Below are 25,661 nucleotides of genomic sequence, written 5' to 3'. Positions count from 1 at the left end.
GCCACCAACTTGCCTGTTTCGGAACGGACTTGGCGTGAAATTGCTCCAATGCCGCTCCGGTGGCGCGATGCCGGGCGGAAGGTCCAGCCCCTGTCACCCGGACCGCTCCCCGGCCCGTGCCAGCGACGGGCGCACCCCGGCGGTCGCCCCCTCGGGGGCCTGTCCGCGGAACTTGGACGGGCCCGGCTCCCAGCGCTCACGACCGACGCCCAGCGCTCCGGACGCGGTCGTCCGAGTGAGTTCCGGTTGACTGGTGTGCGGCCCGGCCGGTAGGAGATCCTGGCGTGGCACACACAGCGAAACGGGGCACGTATGAAGCCGCTGGAAGCCGGGGACCCGACCTCGGTCGGTAACGACAGGTACCGACTGGTAGGAAGGCTGGGCCAGGGCGGCATGGGGGTGGTCTACCTCGGCCGCTCCCCCTCCGGGCGTCTGGTGGCCGTCAAAGTGGTGCGCCCCGAGCTGAGCACCGAACCAGGCTTCCGACGCAGGTTCGCCGAAGAAGTACGCGCCGCACGCCGGGTCGGTGGCTTCCACACCGCCCCGGTGGTCGATGCGGACCCGGACGGTGACCCTGCGTGGCTGGTGACCGCCTACGTGGCCGGACCCACCCTGCAGGCCGTGCTGAACAGGGTCGGGAGGCTGCCGGAGGACACCCTCACCGTCCTGGCGGCCGGGCTCGCGGAGGCGCTGGAGGCCATCCACCGGGCCGGCGTGATCCACCGCGACTTCAAGCCCGCGAACATCATCGTCGCCGAGGACGGCCCCCGGGTGATCGACTTCGGTATCGCCCGGGCCCTGGACGGCACCGCACTGACCCAGACGGGTTTCCAGATCGGCACGCCTGGCTTCCTCGCTCCCGAGCAGCTCACCGGGGGTGCGGTGACGCCGGCGGTGGACATGTTCGCGCTGGGCGTGGTGCTCTGCCAGGCATCCGGCGGATCCGCGTTCGGTGACGGGCCCTCGCCGGCACTTCACTACAAGGCGGTGCATGAGGAACCGGACCTCAGCGCCGTCCCAGAGTCCCTGCACGGCGTCGTGGCGGCCTGCCTGGCGAAGGACCCCCTCCAGCGTCCCACCCCGCAGCGCTTCCTCGACTCCTTGACGGTGCGACACCGCGCCGACGGTGGCTGGCTTCCCGAGGCTGCCAGCCAGCTTCTGGCACGTCCGGACGGGGCGGCCCCGCTCGTTCCGCAGGAAGCCGCCCCGACCGCGGAGGACTTGCCGACCGCTTCCGCCGCGGTAGCCGAGGCGCCGGCTGTGAGCGCCACCGAACTGGACGAAGCCGGGGCGAATCCGTCCGCGCCCGTGGACACGGATCGCCCCGAGGGCCGGCCCACCTCCGGAGCGGAGGTTCCGAAGGACGGTTCACTGCCCGACAGCGACACCGACAGCGGCGGCCGGCGCGACATCGAGCCCGGGTCGCCCGGCGCCGGGACGGCAGCTGCCCCGAACGGGGCGCGGCGCCGTCGGCGACTGGCGGTGGGTCTGGTGGTGCTGTTGGGGGCTTGCGCGACCTCAGGCCTGCTGGTGTGGCGCCCCTGGGAGGGTTCGGCCCCGCAGGACGCCAAGCCCGCCGCGAGCCCCAAGGCCAGCCCGTCTCCGGCCGCCCTGCCCGAGGCCCCGTTGCTGATCCGAATGGACACGGCCGCCGGTTGGCCCAAGACCTGCCACGGTGTGATCGCAGTACGCCAGTCCACGGTGGATGCGCCCCGACAACTCATCGACGACGGCGCCTGCGACACGCTGCCGCAGTGGTCCCCCGACCGCAAGTCCTTCGCGTTCACCCGCAGCAGCGCGGCGGGCTCGGCCGTGTGGGTGGCCAGAGCCGACGGCTCAAAGGCGCGCGAGGTGGCCCCGGTGGCGGGCGGACGGGTGTCCTGGTCCCCTGACGGCACCCGGCTCGCCGTCCTTCGCAAGGAGGCCGGGGTACAGCAACTCTTCCTCGTGGACGTCCTCGACGGCACTGCACGACAGGTGACCACCGGCAGCCGCCGGGTCGAGGACCCGGCCTGGTCACCAGATGGAGACAGCATCGCGATCTGCCTCGAAACGACACCGGGCAACTGGCAGATCCACCTCGTGGACCCCGATGCACCAGGTCGGGCACCACAGCAGCTCACCGACCTCCCCCATCCCGCACTGGACCCCGTGTGGTCCCCGGACGGCGATCTGTTCGCCTACACGGCGGGTGCCTACGGGTCGGGTTCCAAGGGGGACATCCGCCTGATCGGCACCGATGGCACCGGAGATCGCGCGCTGGTGGCCACCTCGGCCCACGAGATGGATCCCAACTGGTCCTCGGACGGGAGTTGGGTCGCCTTCGTTCGCGGACCCTACGAGAAGCCGGTTATCTGGGCCGTACGCGCGGACGGCAGTGGGCAACGGGCCCTGACCACCGGCAGCGTCCCGGAAGGCCACCCCGCCTGGCGCTGATGCGGGATCGCCGCCCGCTCGTGGGCGCCACTACCGGTACGTGCGGCAGTGGCCGAACCACTGCCGGTCATTTCGCGACGAGTCGGCACCACCCGTCGAACATATGTCCACGAGCGTCCCGGACGATCGGAACGCCACTCACCCGCCGGCCCCTTCCCGAACTTGTTGAGAAGCCGTCCTGGGCCCAGGTCCGGGAAGCCGTGCGACGGCCCACGGGGCAGCCGTGTGGAGCTTTGCATTTGGGTGGCGGGCACTGGGCCCAAGCAACCCCCAATTGGCCAAGGACGCCCGTACGGAGCCCCTAAGCACCTTGCCTGACCTGCGCTTTCTCTTCCCATGGGTAAGGTTGCGGTGCGGGAAGGAGAGGTCGGATGGACCGGCTTTCGGCGAGTCCTTCCCCTGGACGGCGCTGCTGCGCGGCACCGGCGCCGACGAGCGGGCGCGGCTCGCGACGCAGTGACCGGAAACGGGGCCCAGCTCGCCTGGTGGGCACTGTGATCCCCACCGCACGGGCCACCACATGAGGTGCGGGCAGACTCCTTCCGATCGGGCGCCGGCCTCGCCCAGCAGCGCTCGGGTCCGGTCGGCTGCCCCACCCCGGTCGGCGGGTAGTCGGCCGCTTCACCCGGCCGGGTCGATGGCGAGGTCCTCGGAAACGGTCGGTATCGGGCTGGGCAGGCGGCTGGGGCGGCGGCGCCGGGGCCGGCCCGCCGCGTCGGCCCCCTGGGTGGGTCGGGCGGGCAGGTCCGGTTCGAGGCGCGGGCCCGACTGGGGGCCACGGGCCTCGGCGCAGGCCCGTGCGGTCAGCGCCCGGATGTGGTCGGCGAACCCCTCGTCGGGCAGGGGCAGATCGATGTCGTCGTCCACGAATCCGACCGCCGCGGCCACGTAGTCCATGACCGCACCGAGCGGGCTGGAACGGCGCCGCTGCTGCCTGTTGATCCTCAGGGCGCGCAGCACGCGCAACGTCGTGGACAAACTGGCGTCCGCAGTCAGGCTCTTGGCCGCCACGCCGGTGAGGACCAGCCCCGAGACCGGCCGTGACGCGGGCGGCGCCTCAGGGAGCACGGCGGAGGTTCGTCCCACTGCCCCGCTCGCCGTCTGGCGGTACCACCACCGGGCCTGGGGCCCTTCCTCCAGGGCCAGGTGGTGGAGGTAGAGGCAGTAGGAGGCCACGGGGTCACCGGCGCCTGCAGCGTACTGCCACCAGAAGCGGGCGGAGTCCTCGGCTCCGGTGAGTTGCAGGATGCACCCGAGCACGAGGGCACCGGCCGGCTCCGGGAGGTTGTCGGTCAGGAAGTCCGCGAGGGAGGTGACCGCCGCTCTGGCCACTGCCGTCTCGCACAGCAGCCGTAGGTCCTGGGCTGCGACGGTGGAGGCCGGGGCGGTCGCGCGGGCTCGTGGTGCGGCGCTGCGCGCGGAGCGCGACCGGGAGCGGTCGGTGATGTCGCATGGGGGGTAAGGGTGCTCCACCAGGCGGGCCCGGGAGAGTAACTGGTCAATCGCTGAGGTCACCGGAGTGTCCCTCCTCGGTGGTGCTGTCCGGGTAAAGGGCGGCGTGCAGGTTGCGCTTGGCATGCCGCTCGGTCGAGCGCACGGCGGCAAGGGAGACCCCCAGCTCTTCGGCGGCCTCGGCCTCGTGGAGGCCGCGTAGGTGCAGCAGGACGATGACGTCCGCCTGGAGGGGGGCCAGGTCACGGATGGCTCGAAAGAGGGTGAGGGACTCTTCGATCTGGCCGACGGGATCCTCGGTGATGTGGAGTTCGACGGTGTCGAAGGCCGCTTCCACCAGGGAGGGGCGACCAGCATCCTTGGGCGCGCGTTCCCACACCGTCTGGCGCAGCACCTGCCACGCGAACCGCTCGGGGTTGTCGCTGGTCAGCGCGTCGGGCCAGAGCAGCAGGAGCAGTCGAAAGACGTCGTCCACGGCTGCCTGGGCCAAAGCAGGGCGGCACAGGAAGGTCGAGGCGTAGCCGACGTAGTGTTCATGGTGCATCTCGCGGAAGGCAAGGAAGTCCAAGGGGGCAGATTCCGGTTCCGCGAGGGGTTGGTCACCGACCTGACCGAGGCAGTTGTTGATCCACGTGGTCCGTTTGTCCGCCGCCCTGGCGGCCAGGACCCACAGCAGGCGCATGGTCTCGTACGGCAGCGGCGGCGAGCCGAGGCCACCCAGCACCGCCCGCGCGAACGCCCACCTCGGGTAGCGGCCCGCACCTCGCAGCAGTTCGGAGATCTTCGACTTCGGCCAGCCGGTGCGTAGCTGAAGATCGGCCAGGGTCATGCCGCTTGCGTAGAAGGCGTCCCGCACCGGCTCCAGCCAGGAGCGGTGCGCCTGTCCCACGCCGGCCACGATGGGGCCCAGCGGCCTTCCCGGTCTGCCGGACGGCACGCCTCTGGGAGCAGAGGGGTAGACAACCATGCCTGCTACTCCCCGTCCTGACCGTTGATCCGGGTGGGTGCTGCCCCCGCGGCACAGGGAGAGGCCTCCGCTCCGGTGCGGACCCGCACGATCTGCTGCACCCCTAACGCTGCCGCGGGGATGAGTGCGGTGACGGCTGCGACGGGCTGCCTCACGAGCACCATCACCACGCTCAAGGCGAAGATCATAAGGAGCGCCACCACGGTGACGATCATCCGGTTGCTTTTCATCATCTGCCCTCTGACTGAAAACGCCTTGATCGATTTCTGTCCGGAAAGTGACTCCTGGCGTTTGCTGACGCCCCCCTTCAAGAGCCAAAGACAGCATGAAGTGAACACAGGCGAGCTTGTGCGGAAAAAGAAGAACCGGGAACAATCAACAACAGGAAACAATCAGTGCTGCTGGAAATCGGTTCCATAGCCCTCCAGGGAGGCCCACGCACGGAGTTGGCTCCCTTTTGTCGAAAATTGCCGGATCTGCTTGCACTCATCGGACGGAGTACCACCAATGGGTGCCAACAGGTGCCCAGGCACCCGCGCGCCCTCCCTGTCCGGAGAGGCCACCGCGCCCCCTCGTTGCTGCGAGGGGGCGCCACGCTCCCCGACGGTCAACTCCGGTCCGCCGGACGGTTGAGAACGCAGTCCCCACAGAGACCACCGCCGGGCACCCGGTAGTAGAGACAGCAGTTGCGTCGGCGGAAGAGCAGGGCTCCACGGGCATCCGTGTGGAAGTCCCCGGCGCTGGCCAACGGCCCGTCGGCCAGCAGCTCGCGCACCAAGGGCACGGCCACCCCCCGCGTCTGCGGCGCCCTTGCCAGGAGCACCCGCAGGGCTCCGACCAAGCCCGACGCCGCGTTGCCGTGCAGGGTGTGCGAGGACAGCCCGCAGAGCTCGCGGACGGCGTCGGCCAGCGGACGCAGGTTCAAGGTGGTGACCGAGTGGTGCAGGGCGACAGCCGTAGGGCCCGGGAGCAGCGGGACCGCTCCGGGCAGCCAGAGGTCCATCGGGCCCGACGGTGGGCTACGCCAGCACAGCCGATGGGGGTCGAGGTCGAGGACGCGGCCGGTCAACACGGCCCAGGCCAGGCTCACGGACCAGAGCCTCGACACCAGTCCGAGATGGAACGTGGCCGCCGCGACCCGCAGGTCCTCGGTGCCCAGGCGGTGACCCACCGTTTGGACCCGCGCGGCCAGGGCGTCACCGTACAGTTCGCTCAGGGGACAAAAGCCAGTCGGGTCGGCGGGGTCGGCTTCGCAGGTCAAGGCGAAGTACGGGCCGAATGCCTGGAGTTGCTCAGCAGCGCTGGCCGTCTCACTCACCATCGGTTTCCTCGCGGGTGCCCCTCGGCTCCGGCTGAGGGGGGTCGTACGCCTGGCTGCACGGGGAGCACCGGAATCAGCTGCACATGGTCGGATCCGCGACCGCGCCGGTCTACCACTCCCCAGTCTATCGGGCGTGCCGGCCCCAGGAGCATCGGCCTTCGGCCCGACCCGTCACGGGTGCGCACTTCAACGCCGCGCCCGCGCCGTCGAGCCCGTCAGATCGCTTTCCGACACTGCGGATGACCCCAGCCCCGATCCAGCTTGGTGATCTGCGTTCCGGCGGCGTACGGCTGGCCACACGGACACCGACCAGGGAACTTCGCCTTGATGGTGGCCGCCGCCGCGCCAGAGGGCTTCTTCGCCGAAGGCGATCGCCGCCGGGTCGAGGCGGCGGGCGCGGCACGGCTCGGCTGCGGAGCCGGCGGCTCGGCGTCACCCAAGGCCGTACCGGATCCCTGCTGCGCCTCGGCCGCATCGCTGGCGGCCTGGTCGGCGACCGCGTTCAGGAGGTCGCCGTCCACACGGTGCGCGGGGACGTAGACGAACTCCACGTCGCGGTCGGTGAGAAGACGATCGATCTGCTCGACGATCTCGCGATTGGCCACCGGCTTGCCGCTCGCGGTCTTCCAGCCATTGCGCTTCCACCCCGCCAACCACTGGGTCACCGACTTCATCGCGTACTGCGAGTCCATCCGCACCTCAAGGGGCTGAGCGGCGTCCACCGCCTCCAACAGGCGCAGCAGCGCGGTCAACTCACCCACGTTGTTCGTCGAGACCCCTAGCGCCCCGGACTCCCAACGCTGGGGCGACCCGTCGGGGCCCGCCACCACCCACGCCCAGCCGGCAGGTCCGGGGTTTCCTTTGGACGACCCGTCACAGGCGGCAATGATCCGTTCAGACATCCCTCGATCATGCCATTGAGTGGCTCGGCGGTGCCCTGTTTCACCGCACGGAGAGCGGCACGAGCCCGGGGTGCAGGTGGCGGGCCGGGCACGGGAGTGCTCCCGCTCCTCGCCCGACGCACCGGGCTCCGCTCAAATCAAGGGCCCTTGACGGAACGGCTGACATAGGCGGTGTCCAGTGGCACTCTCATCCCACCGGAGCTGTACCCAGGGGGAGGGGCGGGCACGTGACGGAGCCGGGTACGGGCATGGGGCTACGGGGGCGAAGCGGGATCCTGTCGCTCGTCGAGGCCTGCCTGGGCGAACCACCCACCGCCGAAAGGCCGGTCACCCTGCTCCTGGGCCCGCGGGGCAGCGGCGCGAGCGAAGCGCACAGCGCGCTGATGGAGCGCTTCGGTCCGGAGCACCCGTTCGCCTTCGTCAACTTCGGCGGGACACAGTCCCTCCTGCCCCGCTATGCGCTCGGCCTGCTGGCCAGACAGTTGGAGCGCAGACTGCCGAGGTTCGGGCGCTCCCAGTTCCCGCTGCTCAGTCTCGGCCTGCTGGCCTCGGACCAGCAAGTACGCATGCGCAGCCTGCCCGAGGGGCGACGCGCGGTGCAGCGCCAACTGGACGAGTTCCAGGAGGAGAGCGAAGCTCGACACGGCGACTACCTCGCCGCGTTCTTCGAAGTGGGCATGGGTGCCGTGGGCGTTCCTGAGGGAGCTTCCACGGTCGCCCTGGCCGTCTTCCAGGACGCGCTCAGGCGTGGGCGTCGCAGGGTGCCTCAACGCCTCTCGGGTCTGTTCGGCACACGCCTGACCGGGGGCGCCCAGTGGTACGGACGCCATCCGATGATCCGCAGCAGTGACCCGATGGAGGCACTGGTCGAGCTCAACCTGTGGCGCCACGAGGGTGACGGCAGTACCCAGGACCGGCTCGACCGCGTGCTCTTCTCGGCCTTCTTGGAGGACCTCAGGAACAACGCGTCGCGCAGTTTCATGCCGCGTTCGTATCTGCTGTTGCTCGACAACGCGCACACGGAGTACGGGCGGCGCTTCCTCGATCTGCTGCTGCGCGCCCGACATGACGACTCGGTGGTCTGCGGACGGCCGAACGACCCCCTCACCGTGGTGGCCAGTTCGAACCGTTGGCTGCCCCGTTGGGGACCGGCGACCGGCGACTCCTGGCCCTGGCGGCTCCGCGGGCCCGACCGCGCCTCGCTGGCAGACTGGCACGACAACCGTCCGACCCGCGACAGCGAGGACACCTGGTGGTACCCGCTACGGTTGCGTGACCTCAACCTCGACGAGGTGCGCATCCGCATCGAGTTGGAGTTGGGCGGAGCCAGCGGGCTCGCGCCGTTCACCCGCCTCACACCTTTCGTGCACCGGCTCACCGGCGGTCTACCGAGGGCCGTCCACCAGGTCCTGGAAGTCCTCCGGCAGTCGAACGCACACCAGGAGTGGGGGCCGGACCAGGACCGCTGGCTGCGCGGGCTGCCGGACCGTTCCCTGCGCGTCGGGGAGGAGAACAGCACTCTGGTGCACAGCGCGCTCGGCCACTTGTTGCGGGAGTACGACGCATCCCAGCGCGCGACCCTCGCCGCGTGTGCCGCGGCCCGGGACTTCTCGGTCGGTGCCCGGCTACTGAGCCCGGGGGACGCCGTGTTCGGCGAGATGCGGGCCCGCTGGCTCCTGGCGGACACGCCCATGACGGAGCCCGTGCTGCACCCGTGGCTTCGGCGGTTGCTGCTGTGGCAGCTGGCCAAGAGCGCGCAGGACTGGGACCAGGCACACGGGCTGCTCGCCGAGCACTACCGGATGCAGGGGTTGCCCGTGCAACAGATGTACCACCGACTGGCACTCGGGCAGACCGAGGAAGTCGCCCGCCACCTGACGGACCGGTTCCTGGTGGTCCCGGCGAGCCAGTGGATCACCGAGTTCAACACGATCACCGCGGCCCCCAACTGCTTCCCGGCCGAATACGGACCGCTTGACCTGCTGGCCTCGCTCGTACCCCGCCGGCCCGCGCAGACAGTCGACACCGCATCGGTGATCCACAGCCTGGTGACCGCGCGCTGGGTGTGGAGCGACCCCCTGGCCGATCCGGCCATGCGCCTGAACGACATGATCGCCGACGGCTTCGCCCAGCTGTCCCGACTACGGAGGAACGACATCGTGGCGTTGTTCAACGAAGCTGAGCGCCACCGCCATTGGCGTGACCCGCTCACCATCGGCGGGGAGGGCTGAGCCGGTGGTCCGCATCGAGTTACCGCTGCACGTGGTGCGTCGGGTCACGGTGGCGACCGTGGTGGCCCTCTCCCTGGCCCTGGGCGGCGGGTTCGCGGTTGGTTGGCTACAGGAACGCTCTGCCCGGTGTGGTGAGGGGGTGGTGAAGCTGGGCTCCCCGGCCGAGTGCGTGGGCGTCACCGACGGAGCCTTCAGCTACGCACCGTACCTGGAGCCGGTGCGCAAGAAGATCTACGCCGAGAACCAGCGGGTGGCGGCGAACGCGGCGGACGAACCGTTCGTCAGCGTGGCCTACTTGACCTCGTTCACGCTGAAGGACGACGACAGCAACTCCGAGGAATCGATCCGCCGCGAACTGGAGGGTGCCTACCTAGCGCAGTACCGCCATAACCGAGGAGACCTCTCCGCCACCCCCAAGATCAAGTTGCTGATCGCCAACTCGGGCAGCAAGTCCGGCCACTGGGAACACACCGTCAACGAGATCATCGCCCGCAGGCACTCCGACCGACTGGTCGCGGTGACCGGGATGGGACCGAGTACGGAACGCAACCTCGCGGCGATACGCCGCTTGTCAGCCGAGGGCATCGCCATGGTCGGAGCCACCATGACGGCTACCAACATCCAGAACATCGACCACTTCGTGCGGGTGGCACCGACCAATGTGGACGAGGCCTACTCGGCCTCCGCCTACCTCAAACGGCGCGGGGTGACCACCGCAGTGGTGGTGCAGGACGTGGCCCGGGGCAATCTGTACGCCACCACCTTGGGCACCGCTTTCACCAAGGCCTTCAGCGAGGGGAAGAAGCAGCGGCTGGTCGCCGAGCGGATGACCTACGACTCCTCCGTCAGCAACGCATGGCAGAACGAACTTCGTTATATGCCAGGGCAGTTGTGTCTTCAGCGACCACAGGTGGTGTACTTCGCCGGCCGGGGCCGACATCTGACGCACTTCTTGGACGCCGTCGCCAACCGCAACTGCCCGGACCAGAAGTTCATGGTCTTCGCTGGCGATGACATCACCAACCTGACGGCACAGCAGCTGGCACACGCCGCCAAAACCGGCGTCGAGGTGCTCTACACCGGTCTGGCGCATCCCGACATGTACCGCGCCTCGCCACGATCGGCCTCCGCACCATCCGCGGCCAACTTCCAGGACGGCGGGTTGTTGGACCGCTGGTTCCCCCAGGATCCGCGCGATGACGGCGATGCCCAGATGGGGCACGACGCAGTCCTCACCGCCGCCCAGGGAATCCAGATGGCGGCGCGTTGGCAGGGCACGGTAACCGGCAAGGCCGTGGCGCGGATGTTCCATCAGATGGATGGAAGTCAACAGGTTCCGGGTGCCAGCGGTTTCATCTCCTTCCAGAACAACGGCAACCCGCGTGACAAGGCGGTCCCGATCCTCCGACTGAACTCCAAGGGACGCTCGGAGTTCGTCGAGGTGTCCGCGGCCAGCGGAAAGCCCGCGGAGGCACTGTGACCTCGCGCCACCCCTGACTCAAGTGCCTACTGGGCGACGACGGCGCCGCTCTCGTCGACGACGACGGTGCTCCAGTAGGTGTCCCACTCATCGTCAACGTGCTGCTGGACCTTGCCCGCCGGATAGCGGACGTAGCCGGCAGGCGGCTCCTGCGCATCCGGCACGCAGGCACTGCCGGTGGTGCCACCCACCGCCTTGACGGGATACTCCCCCTCGCTGCAGATCCGCTCCGCCGCAGCGCAGCCGCTACTGAGCAGCACGGCGCCACCGAGGGCGAGAGCCGCCGCCACGCGCGGCACCGCCCTGCGCAGCCCTCGCGGCCCGCCTGCTGCTTCGGGTCCGCCGCTGCCGCCCCTGATGCCTGTACGCATGATCCGCCCCTTCTCGTCTCCTGTGGCGCCGGTCCCGCGCAGTGCGCGGACGGCTGCCGTCAGTTTTACCGAGGGGGGCGGGCCTCCCATGAGTACTCCTACTCAATCCCACACCTCAGTTGGGCCTGGCGAGACTCGCTTGTCGCGCCCGCAGGGCGCGCCGGAAGGAGGGGAAGGCGGTACCGGTCAGCGCCGGTGACCGCCCCGGGTGACCACGGGGCGTGAGCTATGTTGGAACGGGAGTGACAGCAGAAGGAGGGCGCACCGGTGCCATCGGGGCAGCAGGCTCGCGCGCAGGCAGCCGCGATCACGCCGGGCGGGCAGCCGCCGGGCGACCAGGAGCGCGCTCCGGCGGAGCGGGTGCGGGCGCTGTTCAACGGTCACCGCCTTTCTCCCGGGCAGCGGCGGATCGCGCAGTACCTGATCGACCACCTCACCGAGGCCGCATTCCTGTCGATCACCGAACTGGCGGAGCGGGTCGGCGTGAGCCAGCCCTCCGTGACGCGTTTCGCCACGTCCCTTGGGTACAGCGGCTACCCGGCGCTGCGCGAGGTGCTCCAGCCGATCGCGCTGAGCGCCGTGGCAGGTTCCCCCGAGAGCCGCGAGCAGATCCGCCGCAACGAGTTGCAGGCGGCCGTGGACGCCGAGATCGAGAACCTGGAGAGCGTGCGCCGACTGTTGGCCGACACGGACCAGGTGCTGACCATCGGACGGGAGCTGGCCCGCTCGGTACCGCTGACCGTGGTCGGGCTGCGCATCTCGGTCTCGCTGGCGGAGTACTTCGCCTACGCCGCGCGGCGCATCCATCCCGATGTCAGGCTGATCACGCGGGGCGGCAGCGTCGCTTACGACGCCCTCCTGCAGTCCCGGGCGGCCGGAGGGACCTGGGTGCTGGCTTTTGCCATGCCCCGCCACGCCAAGGAGACCCTGGCGGCCCTGCGTGCCGCGCGCAGCGCGGGACTGCGGGTGGCGCTGATCACGGACCTGGCGCTGGGTTCACTGGTGGAGGAGGCGGATGTGGCGCTGACGGCGGGCACCGGGTCCCGGCTGGTCTTCGACTCCTACGCGGCGCCGGGTGTGCTGTCCGCGGCGTTGCTCCAGGGAATGGCGGACGCGGACCCCGAGCGGACCCAGGCCCGTCTGGAACAGTACGAGCAGGTCGCCGACCAGCATGGATTCTTCCTTTGAGGGCCGCTTTCGCCTGATTTTTCGCTGAAGTTTTCAGCTTCGGCAGCGCATGAAATTTTTCATACCCTTGCTTACTCAACGGTATATATATTTACTGCTCGCAGACGGCGCTCGGGTCCACCCGATGCCAAGGAGCGCGAAACCCCACGCCCTCCCAGGAACGGCCACCCGCCGACCGGCGTTTCTCCTCCTCACGCCGGCCGACGGGGGTACGAACCGGGCCTTCGCATCACAGGGCGCCACGGCGGCCTCGGTCAACCCCTGGGCCGAGGCCGCCGACCACCTCTCGATCAGAGTTCGGCACCATTCGAAAGCGACGAGAATGTCCCCGACGGCACTTAGCACGCTCAGCCCGGACTGGCCCTGCCAGGTCAAGACCCCCGGGACTCCTGACTGGGAACGCACCGCCACCCGCTGGCTCCGGGACCTGCTGCCGGCCCGCTACGCCGGCTACTCGACGCTCACCCGACACCATGTGCTGCTCGCCCGCCACGCCCAACTCCAGCTCCAACACGAGATTCGCGCCGTGCGAGTGGCACTCCACACCAGCCGGGCCGAACTTCCGACGATGGGTGTCGCGGACGTCGTCATCGAGAACACCATCCAGATGTACGCCATCGAACTGGACCAGCTCGGTCGCCTGGCCAGGGGCGTCCGCCTCGTGACCGAGGCGCTCCTGGCGAACAGCAGCAGCCCGCCGCGCCGACGGCAGGGCTCCGCCGCCAGATAGCCGCCTGGTCCCCCAAGCGCGGGCGGTCACCCCCCTCGCCACGGCCCCGTGGGTCCCGCGTTCCCGGGGCCCGCCCCTGCCGCGGGTGGTCGATCGAGCCGTTGCCGGGTGGGTCGCGCCGCCCGCATGCCCAGCGGCTCCCGTGGATTTCCGTCCCCGTCGCTCGTTCGACAGGATGGGGACATGACTGAGATCCACACGCCCCGCCTGCTGCTGCGCCCGTGGCAGGAGGACGACCTCATGCCGCTGGCGGAGATCCACGCCGACCCCGGGGCCATGCGATGGGTCGAGGACGGTTCGGTGCGCGACCTGGAGCAGACCGCCGCTGACCTGGAGCGCTGGGAGGAGGACTGGGACGAGGAGGGCTTCGGACTGTTCGCCGTCGAACTGCTCGGTTCCGGGGAGCTCATCGGCTGCGTCGGCCTGTCGGTACCCGCGGACCTGCCCCAACTCCTGCCGACCGTGCAGATCAGCTGGCGGCTCGGCCGACAGTTCTGGGGCCAGGGGTATGCCTCGGAAGCCGCTCAGGCCTGCTTGGAGTACGCCCTCCAGGATCGCGGACTGGATCGGGTCATCGCCGTGGCACAGCCTGGTGACACCGCCTCGCTAAACATCATGGACAAGCTGGGCATGAGCCACGAGCAGGACACTGTCCACCCCGCCCACGGCCACGCCGTCCAGGTCCACGCCATCGACCTGACCGAGTTCCAGGTCTGAGGGCGCCCGCCCGCACTTCAGCGGTTCGGTCACCGACGGGGGTGATCGGCTGCCAGGGGCAGCCTGAGCCGGGCGACAAAGACCGGTATGGAGACCACTCACATACGCTTGCTGGTGCGCGGCTTCCCCACCGTCCACCGCTACTACCGTGACGTACTCGGGCTCACCCCGCAGTTCGAGGCCGAGAGCGGCCCGTACGCCACGTTCAGCCGCGGAACCGGGCAAGCCGCGATCGGCAACGCAACGAGGCGCCGTAGCCGTTCTCGCGCGCCCGCCAGGTACCGCGGGCCAGCCCTTAGCACCCCGAAACAGACCAAGGAGCACCGATGGCCAGTCGGGTCCACCAACCGCGGGAAGACGCGGAGTTCGACTTCATCCTCCGCCACGCCGACGGCCCGGTCCTCGCGTACTTCATCGGGGTCTGGCCCAAGGCGGTCGAGGTGTGCAGGGTGGTGGACCCGGTGGTGCGGGAGGTGGCCGAGGAGTACCGGAGCCGATTGACGGTCATCAGGGCGGACATGGCGCGCTGCCCGGAGCCGACCCGCCGTTACGGCGTCACCGCGGCCCCCACTGTGGTCCTCCTCGTGGAGGGGGCAGCGGTGGCGACCATCACCGGGGCGATCGGGCGGACGGAGCTCGACGCCCTCGTCGCCGCCCATCTCTGAGCCACCAGTCCCGGCGGTCCTGCGATCAGCAGATGCGCGGCAGCTGCTCTCCCAGTGGCATGTCCACGACCCGAGTGCCTCCCAGCCGGGTCGCCGAGACCACCATGCCGGGATGCTCCTCGGTGCACTCCCCGACCACGACGGCCTCCCGACCGTAGGGGTGTGCGTGCATCGCGGCCAACACCGCGTCCGCGTGCTCCCTGGGCACGAAGGCCACCAGCTTCCCCTCGTTGGCCACGTAGAGCGGGTCCAAGCCCAAGAAGGCGCATGCATTGGCGACCGTCTCCGGCACCGGCAGCCGGTCCTCGGCAAGCGTCACGCCCACCTGCGAGGCCGCGGCGATCTCGTTGAGCGAGGTGGCAAGGCCCCCGCGGGTCGGGTCGCGCAGCACGTGCACATCGGGACAGGCCACCAGCATCGAGGCGACCAGACCCGAGAGGGGCGCGGTGTCGCTCTCGATCTCCACGCCGAATTCCAGGCCTTCCCGAACACTCATGATCGCAACGCCGTGCAGGCCGATGGAACCGCTCACCAGGACCACGTCCCCGGGCACGGCCCGACCGGGGCCGATGTCCACCCCGTGCGGGACCAGGCCGACGCCCGCGGTGTTCACGTAGATCCCGTCGCCGTGGCCGGCATCGACCACCTTGGTGTCTCCGGTCGCCACGACAACACCTGCCGCACGCGCCGCGGCGCCCATGGCCTCGGCGACCCGCCCCACCACCGAGAGTTCGACGCCCTCCTCCAGGATGAATCCGCAGGAGAGGTAAGCGGGTACCGCGCCGGCCATGGCAAGGTCGTTCACGGTGCCGTTGACAGCGAGGTCACCGATGCTCCCGCCAGGGAAGAACAGGGGGCGCACCACGTAGGAGTCGGTGGAGAAGGCCAACTTGGCCCCGCCCATGGTGAGTACGGCACTGTCGCCGAGTCCGTCGAGGACCTCGTTGCGGAAGGCCGGGGCGAAGAGGTGCTCGACGAGTTCGGCCGACAGCGCACCTCCCCCGCCGTGTCCCATGACGATCTTGTCGTGGTCGCGTAGCGGGGCGGGACAGGTCCAGCCGGAGAAGTCCGGGGCTTGTTCGGGCGTCGTGACGTCAGTCAACGGAGCTCACCGCCGTTCCCTTGGTGCGGCCCTTGCCGGAGCCGTTGACCCTGGTAGGGGGCGTTTGGAGCCTGCGGTACAGGTAGTACGCCGCACAGGCGCCCTCGCTGGAGACCATGGTGGCGCCAAGCGGATTGCGAGGCGTGCACGAGGTCCCGAAAGCCGCGCACTCGTGCGGCTTGATGAGTCCCTGGAGGACCTCTCCGCTACGGCAGACGCTCGACTCCTCCGTGTCCATGTCGCGGACCGAGAAGCGGTACTCGGCGTCATAGGCGCGGTACTTCGCGGACAGCCGCCAACCGCTCGCCGGGATCATGCCGATGCCTCGCCAGGCGCGGTCCGTGACCTCGAAGACGTCCGAGAGCATGGCCCGAGCTGCCGGGCTGCCCTCGACCTGCACGGCCCGGGGGTAGGCGTTCTCCACCCGGTGCTCCCCCGCCTCGAGTTGCCGCACTGCACGGCGGATGCCTTCGAGGATGTCCAACGGCTCAAACCCGGTGACCACGATGGGAACCTCGTGGCGCGAGGCCAGTTCGGGGTACTCGGCGATGCCCATGACGGTGCACACATGGCCCGCGGCGAGGAAGGCCTGCACTCGGCAGTCGGGCGAGTTCATGATGGCGTCGATCGCCGGTGGTACCCGGACGTGGGAGACCAGCAGGCTGAAGTTCCGGATGTCCAGCTTCTTGGCCTGATACACCGTCATCGCGTTGGGAGGCGCGGTGGTTTCGAATCCGATGCCGAAGAAGACCACCTCGCGGTCCGGGTTCTCCCGGGCGATCTTCAGCGCATCGAGCGGCGAGTAGACCACACGGACGTCGGCTCCGTCGCTCTTGACCTTGAACAGGTCACGCCCACTGCCCGGCACCCGCAGCATGTCGCCGAAGGAACAGAAGATGACCTCTGGCCGGGAGGCGATCTCCAGCGCTTTGTCGATGATCTCCAAAGGGGTGACGCACACCGGACAGCCCGGGCCGTGGATGAGGTTGATCTCCTCGGGGAGGAGTTGGTCAATGCCGTGTCGGATGATCGAGTGGGTCTGGCCGCCGCAGACCTCCATCAGAGACCAGGGGCGGGTCGTCTGGGACCTGATGTCTTCGAAGAGCCGTTCGGCCAGGTCCGGATCGCTGAACTCGTCCAGGTACTTCACCGTTCTGCCTCCTTCTGCGGGCCGGTCGGACCGGTGTCGGCGGGGCGCTTCGCGCCCGCCTCCCGCGCCGCCCGGCCCCAGGCGTCACCGAACTCCTCTTCCAACACACCGAGGTTCTCGAAGAGTGCGAGGGTCGCCCGGGCGGACTCCTCGTCCAGTCGCTGGAGGGCGAAGCCGACGTGCACGATCGCGTAGTCCCCGATCTTCATGTCGGGGACGTACTCCAGACAGACGTCCTTGACCACTCCGCCGAAGTCCACGCGGGCCATCCGGGTGCCGTCGCGTTCCTCGATCTCCAAAACCCTGCCGGGCACGGCCAGGCACATGGCTCCTCCTCAGTTCCCGGCGCGCCCGGGTCCACCGGGCAGCCGGGCGGCGATCATCACCTGGCCCAGGGCCAGGCCGCCGTCGTTGGGCGGTACCTTGCGGTGCCGCAGGACGGTGAAGCCGTCCTGCTCCAGTGCACCGGTGCAGCGTTCGGTCAGGACCGCGTTGCAGAACACTCCGCCGGTCAGGGCGACGGTCCGCACGCCGGTCCGTTCGCGCGCGGCGACGCTCACGTCCCGCACCAGCTGGGCGACCGCCTCGTGGAAGCGCACCGCCACCACGGACGGAGGACATCCGGCCCGTAGGTCCCGCACGGCGTCCGCGAGGACCGGTGCGGGGTCGGCGACCAGAGGCTTCTGGTCACCCTCGGGCCGCGGTTCCAGGGTGAACCGGTAGCCGCCGGAGCGCATCTCCACACTCGGCCGGCCGGGTGTCCCGCCAGACTCCTCGATCGCGGCGACCGCCTCGTTCTCCAACTCCATGGCGGCCTGCGCCTCGTAGCGCACCCGGTGGCAGATGCCGGCGAGTGAGGAAACCGCATCGAAGAGCCGGCCCATGCTGGAAGTGGGCACGCAGTGCAGTCCCCGTTCGAGCTGGGTGCGCAGTAGCCGTAGCTCACCGGGGGCCGCAGCCATGGTGCAGGGAAGCTCAGGCGCCCAGGGCAGGCCCGCGGCCCGCAGGTGCGACAGCGCCATCCGGTAGGGGTTGCGGACCGCAGCATCCCCGCCCGGCAGCGGAACATAGGCCACGTGGGCGAAGCGCTGGTAACCGTCGTAGTCGGCGATCAGGAACTCCCCGCCCCACACCGCTCCGTCATCGCCGTATCCGGTGCCGTCGAAAGCCACGCCGAGGACGGGGGACGTGCCGTCCAAGCCGTGCTCGGCCATGACCGAGGCCACATGGGCGTGATGGTGCTGGACCGTGCGTACGGGCCGCCCGGCCGCTGCCCGCCGCGCCCAACGGGTCGACCGGTAGCCCGGGTGGTGGTCCGCCACGAGCAGCGCCGGGCGGACGGAGGTCAGGCGTTGCAGGTGCTCGGTAGCCCCGTCGAAGGCCGTGAGAGTGGCCAGGTCGTCCATGTCTCCCACATGGGCCGAGAGCCAGGCGTAGCGGCCCTCGGCCACACAGAAGGTGTTCTTGAGATCTCCGCCGACCGCGAGGACCGGCTCCACCGGGAGCGGTAGCGCCACGGGGAAGGGCGCATAACCCCGGGAGCGACGTACGGGCAGTTCCGCCCCCGCGCACACCCGTACGACCGAGTCGTCGCAGGGTACGTGGATGGGGCGGTCGTGGAGCAACCAGCCGTCGGCGAGGCCCCGCAGCCGCTCCAGCGCCTCACCGTCATCGGTGACGATGGGCTCCCCGCTGCGGTTCGCGCTGGTCATGACGAGCACGGCGGGTCCCGGCGGATCCTCGGGCAGGCCGAGCAGGAGCCGGTGCAGCGGACTGTACGGGAGCATCACGCCGAGGTCAGGACTGCCGGGGGCAACCTCCTGAGCCACCAGCGCCGCAGCGGCGTTCCCCGGCTCCCGCCTACGGCGCAACAGGACCACCGGTTTGCGGGGGCCCCGGAGCAGTGCGCGTTCTTCCGGGCCGACGTGGGCCAGCCGTTCGGCGACCGCCAGCGATTCGGCGAGAACCGCGAAGGGCTTGCCGCCCCGGTTCTTGCGGGCCCGTAGGGCCCGGACCGCGGCGGGGTTCCCAGCGTCGCAGGCCAGGTGGTATCCGCCGATCCCCTTGACCGCCAACACGGCGCCCGAAAGGATCAGTTGGCGGGCCGCGGCCAGCGCCTGTGCATCGCGTAGTTCGGCACCCTCCCGACGGTCGCCGGCCGCCAGGAAGGCCAGGCGCGGTCCGCAGCGGGGGCAGGCCACGGGCTGGGCGTGGAAGCGGCGGTCGTCCGGGTCCTGGTACTCACCGGTGCAGTCCGGGCACATCGGGAAGCCACTCATCGTGGTGGCGGCCCGGTCATAGGGCAGGGCGGTGACGATGGTGAAACGAGGCCCGCAATGGGTGCAGGTGGCGAAGGGGTGACGGTACCGGCGGTCGGTGGGGTCGGCGACCTCGTGCAGGCAGGATTCACAGACCGCCGTGTCGGGTGGGACCAGGGTGCGGCCCGTTGCGGCCGGGTCGGAGGGCCGGATGGTGAATCCGGCCTCGGCCGTCAGGGGGACCGCGTGGTGTGCGAGGGACTCGATGACCGCCAGTGGCGGTGCGTCGGCACGCAGTCGGGTCAAGAACCCGGCGACGGCTGCGGGCGGGCCCTGGATTTCCGCCTCCACCCCCGCAGGGTCGTTGAGGACCCAACCGGTCAGGCCGAGCTCGGCCGCCAGGGTGTAGACGAAGGGCCGGAACCCGACGCCCTGGACCACGCCCGTCACCCGCACCCGGCGCCGCTCGCGGGTCGGCGCCGGGTCCTCGGGTATGGGCGTCCGGGTGGTGGGGGGCGTCACGACGCCGTGCCGTCGAGCGCGGCTCGGGGTTGGGAGTCTGCCGGATCGGCGGCCTCGTGCCGGTGGTGCAGGAGGTGGGCGTGTGCGCCGGCCAGTACGGGCCGGTGCACCGCTTCACCCGCCCGGTAGCGGCGTACCCGGGCAAGCAGCGATCCGACGCCCTGCCCGCTGCGCGCGGAGGTGAAGTGGATCGGGACTTCGGGATTGACCTGCTCGACATGGTCGAGGAAGGCGTCCTCCTCGAAGCCCACGGCCTGCGCGATATCGCTCTTGGTGACCACGATGAGGTGGGCCAACCCGAAAGCGGTCGGGTACTTCAGCGGCTTGTCCTCGCCCTCGGTGACCGAGAAGAGCACGATCCGCAGGGTCTCCCCCAGGTCGTAGGAGGCCGGGCAGACCAGGTTGCCGACGTTCTCGACCCACAGGACGTCGGTGTTCTCCGGCAACCAGCCCTGGAGGCGCCGGTGGAGCATGCCCGCTTCCAGGTGGCACAGCCCGTCGGTGAGGATCTGCTGGACGGGGGCGCCGGAACGGGCCAGTCGGGTGGCGTCGTTCTCGGTGGCGAGGTCTGCGGTGACGGCAGCGGACGTCATCCCACTCGCGGTTCCTTCGGTCAACAACACTTCGAGCAGTGCGGTCTTCCCGCTGCCGGGGCTGGACATCAAGTTCACCGCGAGGGTTCCTCGCTGGTCGAGGAAGTCCCTCAGGACCAGGGCCCGTTCGTCGTTCTTGGCCAGGACTGCCTGGTGCAGGTCCACGGACTTGCACATGTGTGCCTCCTCAGGCCCTTGTGACGGCGTGGTCGTCGGCGCCGTCATCCTCATCGAGGTCCACCTGGGCGATGTCCAGCTCACGTCCGGCGAGCAGCTCCACCGGGTGGCCGCAGGTGCGGCACCACAGAACGGGCGGCATGCCGGTGGCGACCTCCCGGTCGCACTGGGGGCATCGCGCCCTGCCGGGTACAGTCTCGATCTCCAGGGCCGCTCCGGCCAGCGGAGTGTCCTCGATGGCGATGCCGAAAGCGAAGCGCAGGGCGTCGGGCACCACCCCGGCAAGCTCGCCCACGCGGAGCCGGACGGTCCGCACCCGCACGCCCGAACGCCCTTGGACCGCTTCGGCGATCTGGGTGACCGCGGCGACCGCGATGGACAGCTCATGCATCGGCTCCCCCTCTCCGGGCGGGGCTTCCTGACTCGCCGGGGCAGGTGCGCCCGCTTACCGTGGGGAGCCTGGAGGGCTCACCCGCGGCGTTTGGTCGTCGCGGGCCCCGCGTACCGATCACCAGGGGAAGCGCCGGGACATGGAGACGATGGAGACCCACGGCGGCGAGCGGCGTGGCGTGCTCGTGCCGGTGCTCTTGTTGTTGCTCGCCGAGCGACGCGGACACGGCTACGAACTGATGGAGCGCCTGCGTGACTTCGGCTGCGCGGGAACCGAACCAGCTCATGTGTACCGGTTGTTGCGGACCCTGGAGGCCGCTGGATCGGTCACCTCGCACTGGCGCGCCTCGGACTCCGGCCCGGCTCGTCGCGAGTACCGCCTGACCGGGCAGGGCGCGCGCGAGTTGACGCACTCCTTCGCTCGGCTGGGCGCACTGCATATGACGCTCCATCTGTTCTTGGAACGCTGCGATCAGTTGGGGGTGACCGAGCCTGCCGGCAGTGAACAGCCGGCCCCCGGCCGACCGCCGGTGTGACTCACATCCGTCGCATGCGCAGGTAGCGCCGTACATCGGGAACCGTCCTCGCAGCCGCATAGAGGGCCGCCAGCGCTGCTGCGGCTCCTGCCCAGACCCAGGCCATGGTCCTCATCCCCTCTTTCCCTTCTGGATGACCGGTGCGCCAGCGCCGTCCTCCCGGTCGAGTGGGCGGCGCCGCGCGGTGGACTGCTGGCCGTCTCCGAGGAGACCGGTGACGGCGTCGAGGGCGGCCGGGAGCGCCTTGGCCACCGGAGGCGTGAGCCCCATGCCCTCGCTCACGTCGAGCGGCTCACAGCCGACGACGAAGATCTGCTGCGGCGGGGTGCCGCCGATGGTTTCGCTCAGACCCCGCACCAGACGGAGCACGGTTGCCGGATCCAGCCCGTGCCCGTCCAGTGCGGGGGGACACCGCAGGGCAGTCATCTCGGCGCCTGCGTCCAGTACGCACACCGTGCCCGGTTCGGCGCCCCGGGCGAGGGCGTCCACCAGGATGAGCCGCCGGTAGCCGTCCAGCAGCCGATAGGCGAGATCAAGGCCACGGATGCCGACGTCGAGGTACTCCACGCCGCGGGGAGGTGGCGACTGGCGAAGGCGGCGCACCGCTTCCACCCCGAATCCGTCATCGCCGAGGAAGACGTTTCCGATCCCCGCCACCAAAGTCCTGGTCTCGGCACGCGGTGCGGCCCGTCCTGCGGTGCTCATGACGGCTCCCGGGGCGGGTCGGCGTCCGGTGCCGGGGTGATCTCGTCGGGGCGGAAGTAGAGGAACCGGCCCTGGGCGCGCCGCACGTCGGTGCCCGGGTCTCCTTCCACCGTCACCGCGAGGTGCACGTCCCCGTCGATGTCGCGCAGTACCGCCTCCACCGTGGCCAGGCGGCCGGCATAGAACAGGTCCTGGGCGTCGGTGCGCCGCGGGCCCGGGGTGAGCCGGACCCGGCTGCCCGGGCCGACTGCCCTTCCGTCGACGGTGAGCGAATCGGGAACATCCTGCGGGCCGGCCTCCAGAGCAGGATCCCACCAGGGTGTTCCGGGCTCGGCGGGCAGGCTGAGCCCACCCTGTCCGGTCGGCTCGGCAGTGCCGGGGCCGCCGGCGGGGCTCAGCGACCGGATGGCCCCGTGCAGCCGTTCCATCACCTCGCCCGGGAGGGTGTCGACCAGGTCGAGGATTTCGGCGGCGAGCGGGTCGGTGCCGCGTGCTTCGCGCTTCTCCTGTTCGGTCAGTGCAGCGGTGCGCAACGAGAGGATCTCGTCGATCTCAGTGGCGTCGTAGAGAGGGCCGGGACTTTCCTGGGCGACCGCTGCATGGTCCGCCAGGATGATCGGGGTGGCCAGGACGACCTCGCTGCTGGTGGGTGGGCCGGCCAGCACCGGCCAGACGCCCTCGTTGGCGCAGGCCCGGGCGGCCGGGGCGGCCCATTCGGGCGGGTCCGTCAGGGACAGGAAGCGTCCGCCGGGCACCGCGAGGAGCAGGTGGGTGCCCGCCATGGAGCGGGCGAGTGCGTCCTCACGCGTGGCATGGGAGCCTGCTGCCCCGGGGGTGGTGTTGCGCACCTCGACGCTGATCCGGATCGCACCGTAGGGCCCGGGGAGCAACTCGGCGGCGGGCGAGATCTCCCCCGTCAGGCGGGCGGCACGGTGCACGAGCCTGCCGACGGGTGCGGCGGCCGGATCAGCGGGGTCCGCGACGGGCTCGGTCTCCGTGATGGCCGGCAGGTCGAAGCGCACGGTGTGGCGGTGCGCCTGCGGGCCGAAGAGGCCCTCCAGCGGCGCGTGCAGGCGGATGCGTTCCTCCAGTCCTTCGTCCCAGGGCACCAGGACCCGGTCGGGCAGATCGAGTTCGGGTACCGGCCGGTAGGTCCGTCCACTGTCGGTGGTCTGCTCCACTTCGCGGCGGCGCACCCGCAGGAAGCGGAGTTCGAGCTCCACGCGGGTGGCGGAGCGCGGCTCCAGGAGGCACTGGGTGCGTTGGAGACCTGGTTCGCCGGTGGCGGCCGTGCGGTCGGGGGGTGCGAGGACGCCGAACTGCCAGCGGAACTGGTTCTTTCGGGCGGAGGCGCGGTAGGGGTAGAGGACGTAGCCCTCGAAGAGGACGGCGTCGGCCACGGCGCGGGCCTGGGCGAAGACGTCCTGGACCTCACTCGTGCCGGGGCGGGTGTCGGATCGGTCGGTCACGGCGTCCTCCCGGCTTCCTCTGGCGGACTCTCGCCGGCTTCGCTGAGCAACACGTCGAACACGGACTCCCACGACGGCAGGGCCCGCCGGGACCGGAAGCGACGCAGCCGATCAAGGCTGTCGTTGCGGACCCGGATCCATCCGCTTCCGGGGAAGTGCTCTTCCATCATCCGCTGCCAGACCGAGACCGGCATGCGGTAGCTGGTCTCCTTGTGCCAGGGGACCGGTTCGGGCCTGAAGCCTCGGGGCCCGGAGAAGACCGTTCCCGAGAAGAGCATCAGCAGGGGCACTTCGCCGCCCTCCAGGGCACGGAAGTACGCGCCCGACGCCACTTCCATGTCGTAACTGCACGGCACGGGCAGTTCCACCTCCGTGACGCCGTCGAAAGAGGGGACGGAGACGAAGGCGTGTGCGAACTGCACGGGCTTGAGGGTGCTGCCCCAGCGGTCCCGGGTGCCGAAGAGGTCTCCCAGCCGTTCCGCCTCCGCCGGCTCGTAGTGGCGGCGCGCCGGCTCGATGCGGATCTGGCAACGCAGGAGGACTGCGTGCACTCGCTGGTGGTCGATCTCCTCGATGTGCAGTCCGAAGAGAAGTACGGGGCTGGCGGCGAAGGGCTCGGGGCGCACTCCGGTGCAGGTGAAGGAGAGGTCGGTCATGCCGGCCCTCGTTCCTCGTCCTGGACCGGGCGGGCGGCTGCCCGTACCCGGTCGAAGAAGGCGGCGATGTCGGCGCGGGCCTCGGGCCCTCCGTCGAAGCCCTGCCAGTGCAACCGCAGGCGCCCGACGAGCTCGTAGGCGACGTCCACCGGCACCAGGTGGCAGGTCGCCCTCTGGCCGCGCTCGCAGTGCAGCAGCAGTGCCTCCACGTCGGGTACCAGAAGGCCCCCGAGTCGGGTCCGGGCCAGGAGCACCTGCCAGGTCTGTGGTGCCAGCTCGCTCTCGGTGGCACCGGCCGGACTCGGATAGAAGGCCGCGTACCGGTCGAGCGCCGTGTTGTGGAAGAGGAAGGCGAGGCCCACGGGGATCTGGAGTGCCTCCCAGTCGGATTCCTCGAAGGTGAATTCGGGGTCGTACAGGTAGCGGTCGGGAACCGCCCGGAAACGCCCGGCGCCGGCGCCGGGTCGGGTGAACAGCAGGTGACAGGCGGGGCAGGCGCACTTCAGGGTGCGCCGGGTGGTGTCCACCAAGTGGCGGTGTTCTTGCGGGAGTGGTTCGTCGCACAGTTCGCAGCGCTCGCCGCGGGGGGCCGGGCGACGGGTGAAGGAGCGCAGGCCCGGGCGGGCTTGGGCGGTTGGCGAGGGTTTCACCGGTGGGCCTCCTGGAGCAGCTGGGGCAGGGCGACCTTCACCACGTGGTCGTTCTCCAGCAGCGGTACGGGCTCCAGGTGGCCCCGCTCTCCTCGACCCGCCAGTCGCACGTCGTACTCGGCGGTGCAGACCGGGCAGCGCAGACGCGCCGGATCGTCTTCCGGGAGAAGCTTCCCTCCGCCGAGCCGACTGCCGCAGCCGGGGCACCGGTCGCGGTAGGCGTAGAGCCCGGTGCGGGTACGGATCAGCAGCACCGGCAGGCCGGCCACGTCGCGGACGGCACTCTCACCGGAGCGGACCGGCGCCGGTGCGGCCAGGGTGTGCCAGGTGGCGCCCTCGGGGGTGACTGCGGGCGGCGGGCCGGCCGGCCCGCCCCGGGCGTTGGCTGGGGTCGCCCCTGGCGGATGGGACATGATCTGGAGCAGAGCCGGCGGCTCCGGCTCCGCGACACCTTCGACCTCTACGTTGTCTATCTCCGGGGCGAGCCGGGCGATGGCCTCCTCGATCGTCCAGCGGACCGTCTGTGCCGAGGAGGGGCAGCCGTCGCAGCTGCCGCGCAGTGCCAAGCGCAGGGTGCGCCCTTCCTCGCCGGATTCCAGCGCGGTGATCTCCACGTCGCCCGCGTGCGAGCCGAGATAGGGGCGGACTTCGTCCAGGGCCCGCTGGGCGCGGGTCAGGGTGTACTCGGGATGGAGATCGTGCAGGATCAACAGCGCGGCGACCAACTCATCAGCGGCCAGCAGCCGCACCGGGTCCGTTCCGGCGGGTGCCTCCTCCAGGAGCCGGACTGCACGTTCAAGGCCGGCTCCGTAGAACTCGACCAGTGAACGCACCAGTTCTTCCGCGAGGTCCCGGGCTTGTGGCCCGGCGGCCCGGGCCAGCTCGTCGAGCAGGTCAGCTACCCGCTCCCCGGTCTGCACGTGCGTCTCTTGCGCTGCCGCCATGGTGGACCCGGCCTTTCGGGTGGCGTGGGGCGTCTTGACGTGGCCCGGC

27 protein-coding genes are annotated in these 25,661 nt (G+C 70.3%); 9 read left to right on the top strand and 18 right to left on the bottom strand.

Annotated features, from left to right (window positions below):
• Positions 1–312: 312 nt before the first annotated feature.
• Positions 313–2,436, top strand: a complete 2,124-nt coding sequence (locus ACFYMC_RS23730) for a protein kinase (protein WP_388528612.1) — start codon at positions 313–315, stop codon at positions 2,434–2,436.
• A 621-nt stretch (positions 2,437–3,057) separates the two neighbouring features.
• On the opposite strand, the gene ACFYMC_RS23725 is transcribed toward ACFYMC_RS23730, so the two are convergent.
• From ACFYMC_RS23725 to ACFYMC_RS23715, 3 genes are all read right to left on the bottom strand, one after another.
• Positions 3,058–3,951, bottom strand: coding sequence for a hypothetical protein (locus ACFYMC_RS23725; protein ID WP_388528610.1), 894 nt, complete (start codon positions 3,949–3,951; stop codon positions 3,058–3,060).
• Positions 3,935–4,777 (bottom strand): sigma-70 family RNA polymerase sigma factor, encoded by an 843-nt coding sequence (locus tag ACFYMC_RS23720; RefSeq protein ID WP_388528608.1) that lies wholly within the window; start codon positions 4,775–4,777, stop codon positions 3,935–3,937. Before ACFYMC_RS23720 ends, ACFYMC_RS23725 begins: the two co-directional genes overlap by 17 nt.
• An 83-nt stretch (positions 4,778–4,860) precedes the next feature.
• Positions 4,861–5,058 carry a hypothetical protein gene (locus ACFYMC_RS23715; protein WP_388528606.1) on the bottom strand — a complete coding sequence of 66 codons (198 nt, stop codon included), beginning with the start codon at positions 5,056–5,058 and terminating at the stop codon, positions 4,861–4,863.
• Position 5,059: 1 nt separating this feature from the next.
• Between ACFYMC_RS23715 and ACFYMC_RS23710 the strand changes: the two genes are divergently transcribed.
• Positions 5,060–5,275, top strand: a complete 216-nt coding sequence (locus ACFYMC_RS23710) for a hypothetical protein (RefSeq protein WP_388528605.1) — start codon at positions 5,060–5,062, stop codon at positions 5,273–5,275.
• A 187-nt stretch (positions 5,276–5,462) separates the two neighbouring features.
• Here the strand turns inward: ACFYMC_RS23710 and ACFYMC_RS23705 are convergent, their stop codons facing one another.
• Positions 5,463–6,176 carry a (2Fe-2S)-binding protein gene (locus ACFYMC_RS23705; RefSeq protein ID WP_388528604.1) on the bottom strand — a complete coding sequence of 238 codons (714 nt, stop codon included), beginning with the start codon at positions 6,174–6,176 and terminating at the stop codon, positions 5,463–5,465.
• Between the two features lie 215 nt (positions 6,177–6,391).
• Positions 6,392–7,078 carry an RNase H family protein gene (locus ACFYMC_RS23700; RefSeq protein WP_388528602.1) on the bottom strand — a complete coding sequence of 229 codons (687 nt, stop codon included), beginning with the start codon at positions 7,076–7,078 and terminating at the stop codon, positions 6,392–6,394.
• Positions 7,079–7,305: 227 nt separating this feature from the next.
• Here ACFYMC_RS23700 and ACFYMC_RS23695 point away from each other — a divergent pair, with 227 nt between their 5' ends.
• Positions 7,306–9,309: a hypothetical protein gene (locus tag ACFYMC_RS23695; protein ID WP_388528601.1), complete on the top strand. Its 2,004-nt coding sequence runs from the start codon at positions 7,306–7,308 to the stop codon at positions 9,307–9,309.
• 4 nt (positions 9,310–9,313) lie between these two features.
• Complete coding sequence (locus ACFYMC_RS23690) at positions 9,314–10,789, top strand: ABC transporter substrate-binding protein (protein ID WP_388528599.1); 1,476 nt, start codon at positions 9,314–9,316, stop codon at positions 10,787–10,789.
• Positions 10,790–10,815: 26 nt separating this feature from the next.
• On the opposite strand, the gene ACFYMC_RS23685 is transcribed toward ACFYMC_RS23690, so the two are convergent.
• Complete coding sequence (locus ACFYMC_RS23685; RefSeq protein WP_388528597.1) at positions 10,816–11,250, bottom strand: SCO0607 family lipoprotein; 435 nt, start codon at positions 11,248–11,250, stop codon at positions 10,816–10,818.
• A 177-nt stretch (positions 11,251–11,427) separates the two neighbouring features.
• On the opposite strand from ACFYMC_RS23685, the gene ACFYMC_RS23680 reads away from it, so the two are divergent.
• The 4 genes from ACFYMC_RS23680 (at position 11,428) to ACFYMC_RS23665 (ending at position 14,460) form a co-directional block, all read left to right on the top strand.
• A complete protein-coding gene (locus tag ACFYMC_RS23680; protein WP_388528595.1) occupies positions 11,428–12,348 on the top strand; it encodes a MurR/RpiR family transcriptional regulator in 921 nt (306 codons plus the stop codon).
• A gap of 322 nt (positions 12,349–12,670) precedes the next feature.
• Positions 12,671–13,078, top strand: a complete 408-nt coding sequence (locus ACFYMC_RS23675; RefSeq protein WP_388528593.1) for a hypothetical protein — start codon at positions 12,671–12,673, stop codon at positions 13,076–13,078.
• Positions 13,079–13,261: 183 nt separating this feature from the next.
• On the top strand, positions 13,262–13,795 hold the full coding sequence (locus ACFYMC_RS23670) for a GNAT family N-acetyltransferase (RefSeq protein WP_388528592.1): 534 nt from the start codon (positions 13,262–13,264) through the stop codon (positions 13,793–13,795).
• A gap of 326 nt (positions 13,796–14,121) precedes the next feature.
• Positions 14,122–14,460, top strand: coding sequence for a thioredoxin family protein (locus ACFYMC_RS23665; RefSeq protein ID WP_388528590.1), 339 nt, complete (start codon positions 14,122–14,124; stop codon positions 14,458–14,460).
• Between the two features lie 25 nt (positions 14,461–14,485).
• On the opposite strand, the gene hypE is transcribed toward ACFYMC_RS23665, so the two are convergent.
• The 6 genes from hypE to ACFYMC_RS23635 form a co-directional block, all read right to left on the bottom strand.
• The gene (gene hypE, locus ACFYMC_RS23660; RefSeq protein ID WP_388528625.1) at positions 14,486–15,475 is read right to left on the bottom strand and encodes a hydrogenase expression/formation protein HypE; all 990 of its coding nucleotides are present in this window, start codon (positions 15,473–15,475) and stop codon (positions 14,486–14,488) included.
• A 79-nt stretch (positions 15,476–15,554) separates the two neighbouring features.
• Positions 15,555–16,712, bottom strand: coding sequence for a hydrogenase formation protein HypD (gene hypD / locus ACFYMC_RS23655; RefSeq protein ID WP_388528588.1), 1,158 nt, complete (start codon positions 16,710–16,712; stop codon positions 15,555–15,557).
• A complete protein-coding gene (locus ACFYMC_RS23650) occupies positions 16,709–17,038 on the bottom strand; it encodes a HypC/HybG/HupF family hydrogenase formation chaperone (protein ID WP_388528586.1) in 330 nt (109 codons plus the stop codon). The genes hypD and ACFYMC_RS23650 overlap by 4 nt, the downstream gene beginning before the upstream one ends.
• Before the next feature lie 9 nt (positions 17,039–17,047).
• Positions 17,048–19,492: a carbamoyltransferase HypF gene (gene hypF / locus ACFYMC_RS23645; RefSeq protein ID WP_388528585.1), complete on the bottom strand. Its 2,445-nt coding sequence runs from the start codon at positions 19,490–19,492 to the stop codon at positions 17,048–17,050.
• Positions 19,489–20,262 (bottom strand): hydrogenase nickel incorporation protein HypB, encoded by a 774-nt coding sequence (gene hypB / locus ACFYMC_RS23640; RefSeq protein WP_388528583.1) that lies wholly within the window; start codon positions 20,260–20,262, stop codon positions 19,489–19,491. The genes hypF and hypB overlap by 4 nt, the downstream gene beginning before the upstream one ends.
• 10 nt (positions 20,263–20,272) lie before the next feature.
• Entirely contained in the window at positions 20,273–20,653 is a 381-nt protein-coding gene (locus ACFYMC_RS23635; protein ID WP_388528581.1) for a hydrogenase maturation nickel metallochaperone HypA, read from the bottom strand.
• Positions 20,654–20,792: 139 nt separating this feature from the next.
• Here ACFYMC_RS23635 and ACFYMC_RS23630 point away from each other — a divergent pair, with 139 nt between their 5' ends.
• Positions 20,793–21,188: a helix-turn-helix transcriptional regulator gene (locus ACFYMC_RS23630; protein ID WP_388528579.1), complete on the top strand. Its 396-nt coding sequence runs from the start codon at positions 20,793–20,795 to the stop codon at positions 21,186–21,188.
• Position 21,189: 1 nt separating this feature from the next.
• On the opposite strand, the gene ACFYMC_RS23625 is transcribed toward ACFYMC_RS23630, so the two are convergent.
• Genes ACFYMC_RS23625 through ACFYMC_RS23600 form a run of 6 tightly spaced genes read right to left on the bottom strand, consistent with a single transcriptional unit; the run spans position 21,190 to position 25,612 of the window.
• Entirely contained in the window at positions 21,190–21,303 is a 114-nt protein-coding gene (locus ACFYMC_RS23625; RefSeq protein ID WP_388528578.1) for a DUF6893 family small protein, read from the bottom strand.
• On the bottom strand, positions 21,300–21,893 hold the full coding sequence (locus ACFYMC_RS23620; RefSeq protein WP_388528576.1) for a hydrogenase maturation protease: 594 nt from the start codon (positions 21,891–21,893) through the stop codon (positions 21,300–21,302). The genes ACFYMC_RS23625 and ACFYMC_RS23620 overlap by 4 nt, the downstream gene beginning before the upstream one ends.
• Positions 21,890–23,362, bottom strand: a complete 1,473-nt coding sequence (locus tag ACFYMC_RS23615) for a hypothetical protein (protein WP_388528574.1) — start codon at positions 23,360–23,362, stop codon at positions 21,890–21,892. The genes ACFYMC_RS23620 and ACFYMC_RS23615 overlap by 4 nt, the downstream gene beginning before the upstream one ends.
• On the bottom strand, positions 23,359–24,018 hold the full coding sequence (locus tag ACFYMC_RS23610) for a DUF6084 family protein (RefSeq protein ID WP_388528572.1): 660 nt from the start codon (positions 24,016–24,018) through the stop codon (positions 23,359–23,361). The genes ACFYMC_RS23615 and ACFYMC_RS23610 overlap by 4 nt, the downstream gene beginning before the upstream one ends.
• A complete protein-coding gene (locus tag ACFYMC_RS23605) occupies positions 24,015–24,668 on the bottom strand; it encodes a DUF5947 family protein (protein WP_388528570.1) in 654 nt (217 codons plus the stop codon). The genes ACFYMC_RS23610 and ACFYMC_RS23605 overlap by 4 nt, the downstream gene beginning before the upstream one ends.
• Positions 24,665–25,612 carry a NifU family protein gene (locus ACFYMC_RS23600; protein ID WP_388528568.1) on the bottom strand — a complete coding sequence of 316 codons (948 nt, stop codon included), beginning with the start codon at positions 25,610–25,612 and terminating at the stop codon, positions 24,665–24,667. Before ACFYMC_RS23600 ends, ACFYMC_RS23605 begins: the two co-directional genes overlap by 4 nt.
• Between the last annotated feature and the right edge of the window lie 49 nt (positions 25,613–25,661).

Origin of the sequence: Streptomyces sp. NPDC006879 (assembly GCF_042869595.1) — a bacterium.
GTDB lineage: Bacteria > Actinomycetota > Actinomycetes > Streptomycetales > Streptomycetaceae > Streptomyces.
This window is presented reverse-complemented; position numbering and strand designations above follow the sequence as displayed.

Excerpts from the sequence above, each read along its gene's own strand:
- ACFYMC_RS23705 (WP_388528604.1), bottom strand. The coding sequence starts at position 6,176 with ATGGTGAGTGAGACGGCCAGCGCTGCTGAGCAACTCCAGGCATTCGGC.
- ACFYMC_RS23665 (WP_388528590.1), top strand. The coding sequence starts at position 14,122 with ATGGCCAGTCGGGTCCACCAACCGCGGGAAGACGCGGAGTTCGACTTC.
- ACFYMC_RS23670 (WP_388528592.1), top strand. The coding sequence starts at position 13,262 with ATGACTGAGATCCACACGCCCCGCCTGCTGCTGCGCCCGTGGCAGGAG.
- ACFYMC_RS23675 (WP_388528593.1), top strand. The coding sequence starts at position 12,671 with ATGTCCCCGACGGCACTTAGCACGCTCAGCCCGGACTGGCCCTGCCAG.
- ACFYMC_RS23730 (WP_388528612.1), top strand. The coding sequence starts at position 313 with ATGAAGCCGCTGGAAGCCGGGGACCCGACCTCGGTCGGTAACGACAGG.
- ACFYMC_RS23635 (WP_388528581.1), bottom strand. The coding sequence starts at position 20,653 with ATGCATGAGCTGTCCATCGCGGTCGCCGCGGTCACCCAGATCGCCGAA.
- ACFYMC_RS23685 (WP_388528597.1), bottom strand. The coding sequence starts at position 11,250 with ATGGGAGGCCCGCCCCCCTCGGTAAAACTGACGGCAGCCGTCCGCGCA.
- ACFYMC_RS23620 (WP_388528576.1), bottom strand. The coding sequence starts at position 21,893 with ATGAGCACCGCAGGACGGGCCGCACCGCGTGCCGAGACCAGGACTTTG.
- ACFYMC_RS23610 (WP_388528572.1), bottom strand. The coding sequence starts at position 24,018 with ATGACCGACCTCTCCTTCACCTGCACCGGAGTGCGCCCCGAGCCCTTC.
- ACFYMC_RS23700 (WP_388528602.1), bottom strand. The coding sequence starts at position 7,078 with ATGTCTGAACGGATCATTGCCGCCTGTGACGGGTCGTCCAAAGGAAAC.
- ACFYMC_RS23625 (WP_388528578.1), bottom strand. The coding sequence starts at position 21,303 with ATGAGGACCATGGCCTGGGTCTGGGCAGGAGCCGCAGCAGCGCTGGCG.
- hypB (WP_388528583.1), bottom strand. The coding sequence starts at position 20,262 with ATGTGCAAGTCCGTGGACCTGCACCAGGCAGTCCTGGCCAAGAACGAC.
- hypE (WP_388528625.1), bottom strand. The coding sequence starts at position 15,475 with ATGGGACACGGCGGGGGAGGTGCGCTGTCGGCCGAACTCGTCGAGCAC.
- ACFYMC_RS23650 (WP_388528586.1), bottom strand. The coding sequence starts at position 17,038 with ATGTGCCTGGCCGTGCCCGGCAGGGTTTTGGAGATCGAGGAACGCGAC.
- ACFYMC_RS23600 (WP_388528568.1), bottom strand. The coding sequence starts at position 25,612 with ATGGCGGCAGCGCAAGAGACGCACGTGCAGACCGGGGAGCGGGTAGCT.
- ACFYMC_RS23630 (WP_388528579.1), top strand. The coding sequence starts at position 20,793 with ATGGAGACGATGGAGACCCACGGCGGCGAGCGGCGTGGCGTGCTCGTG.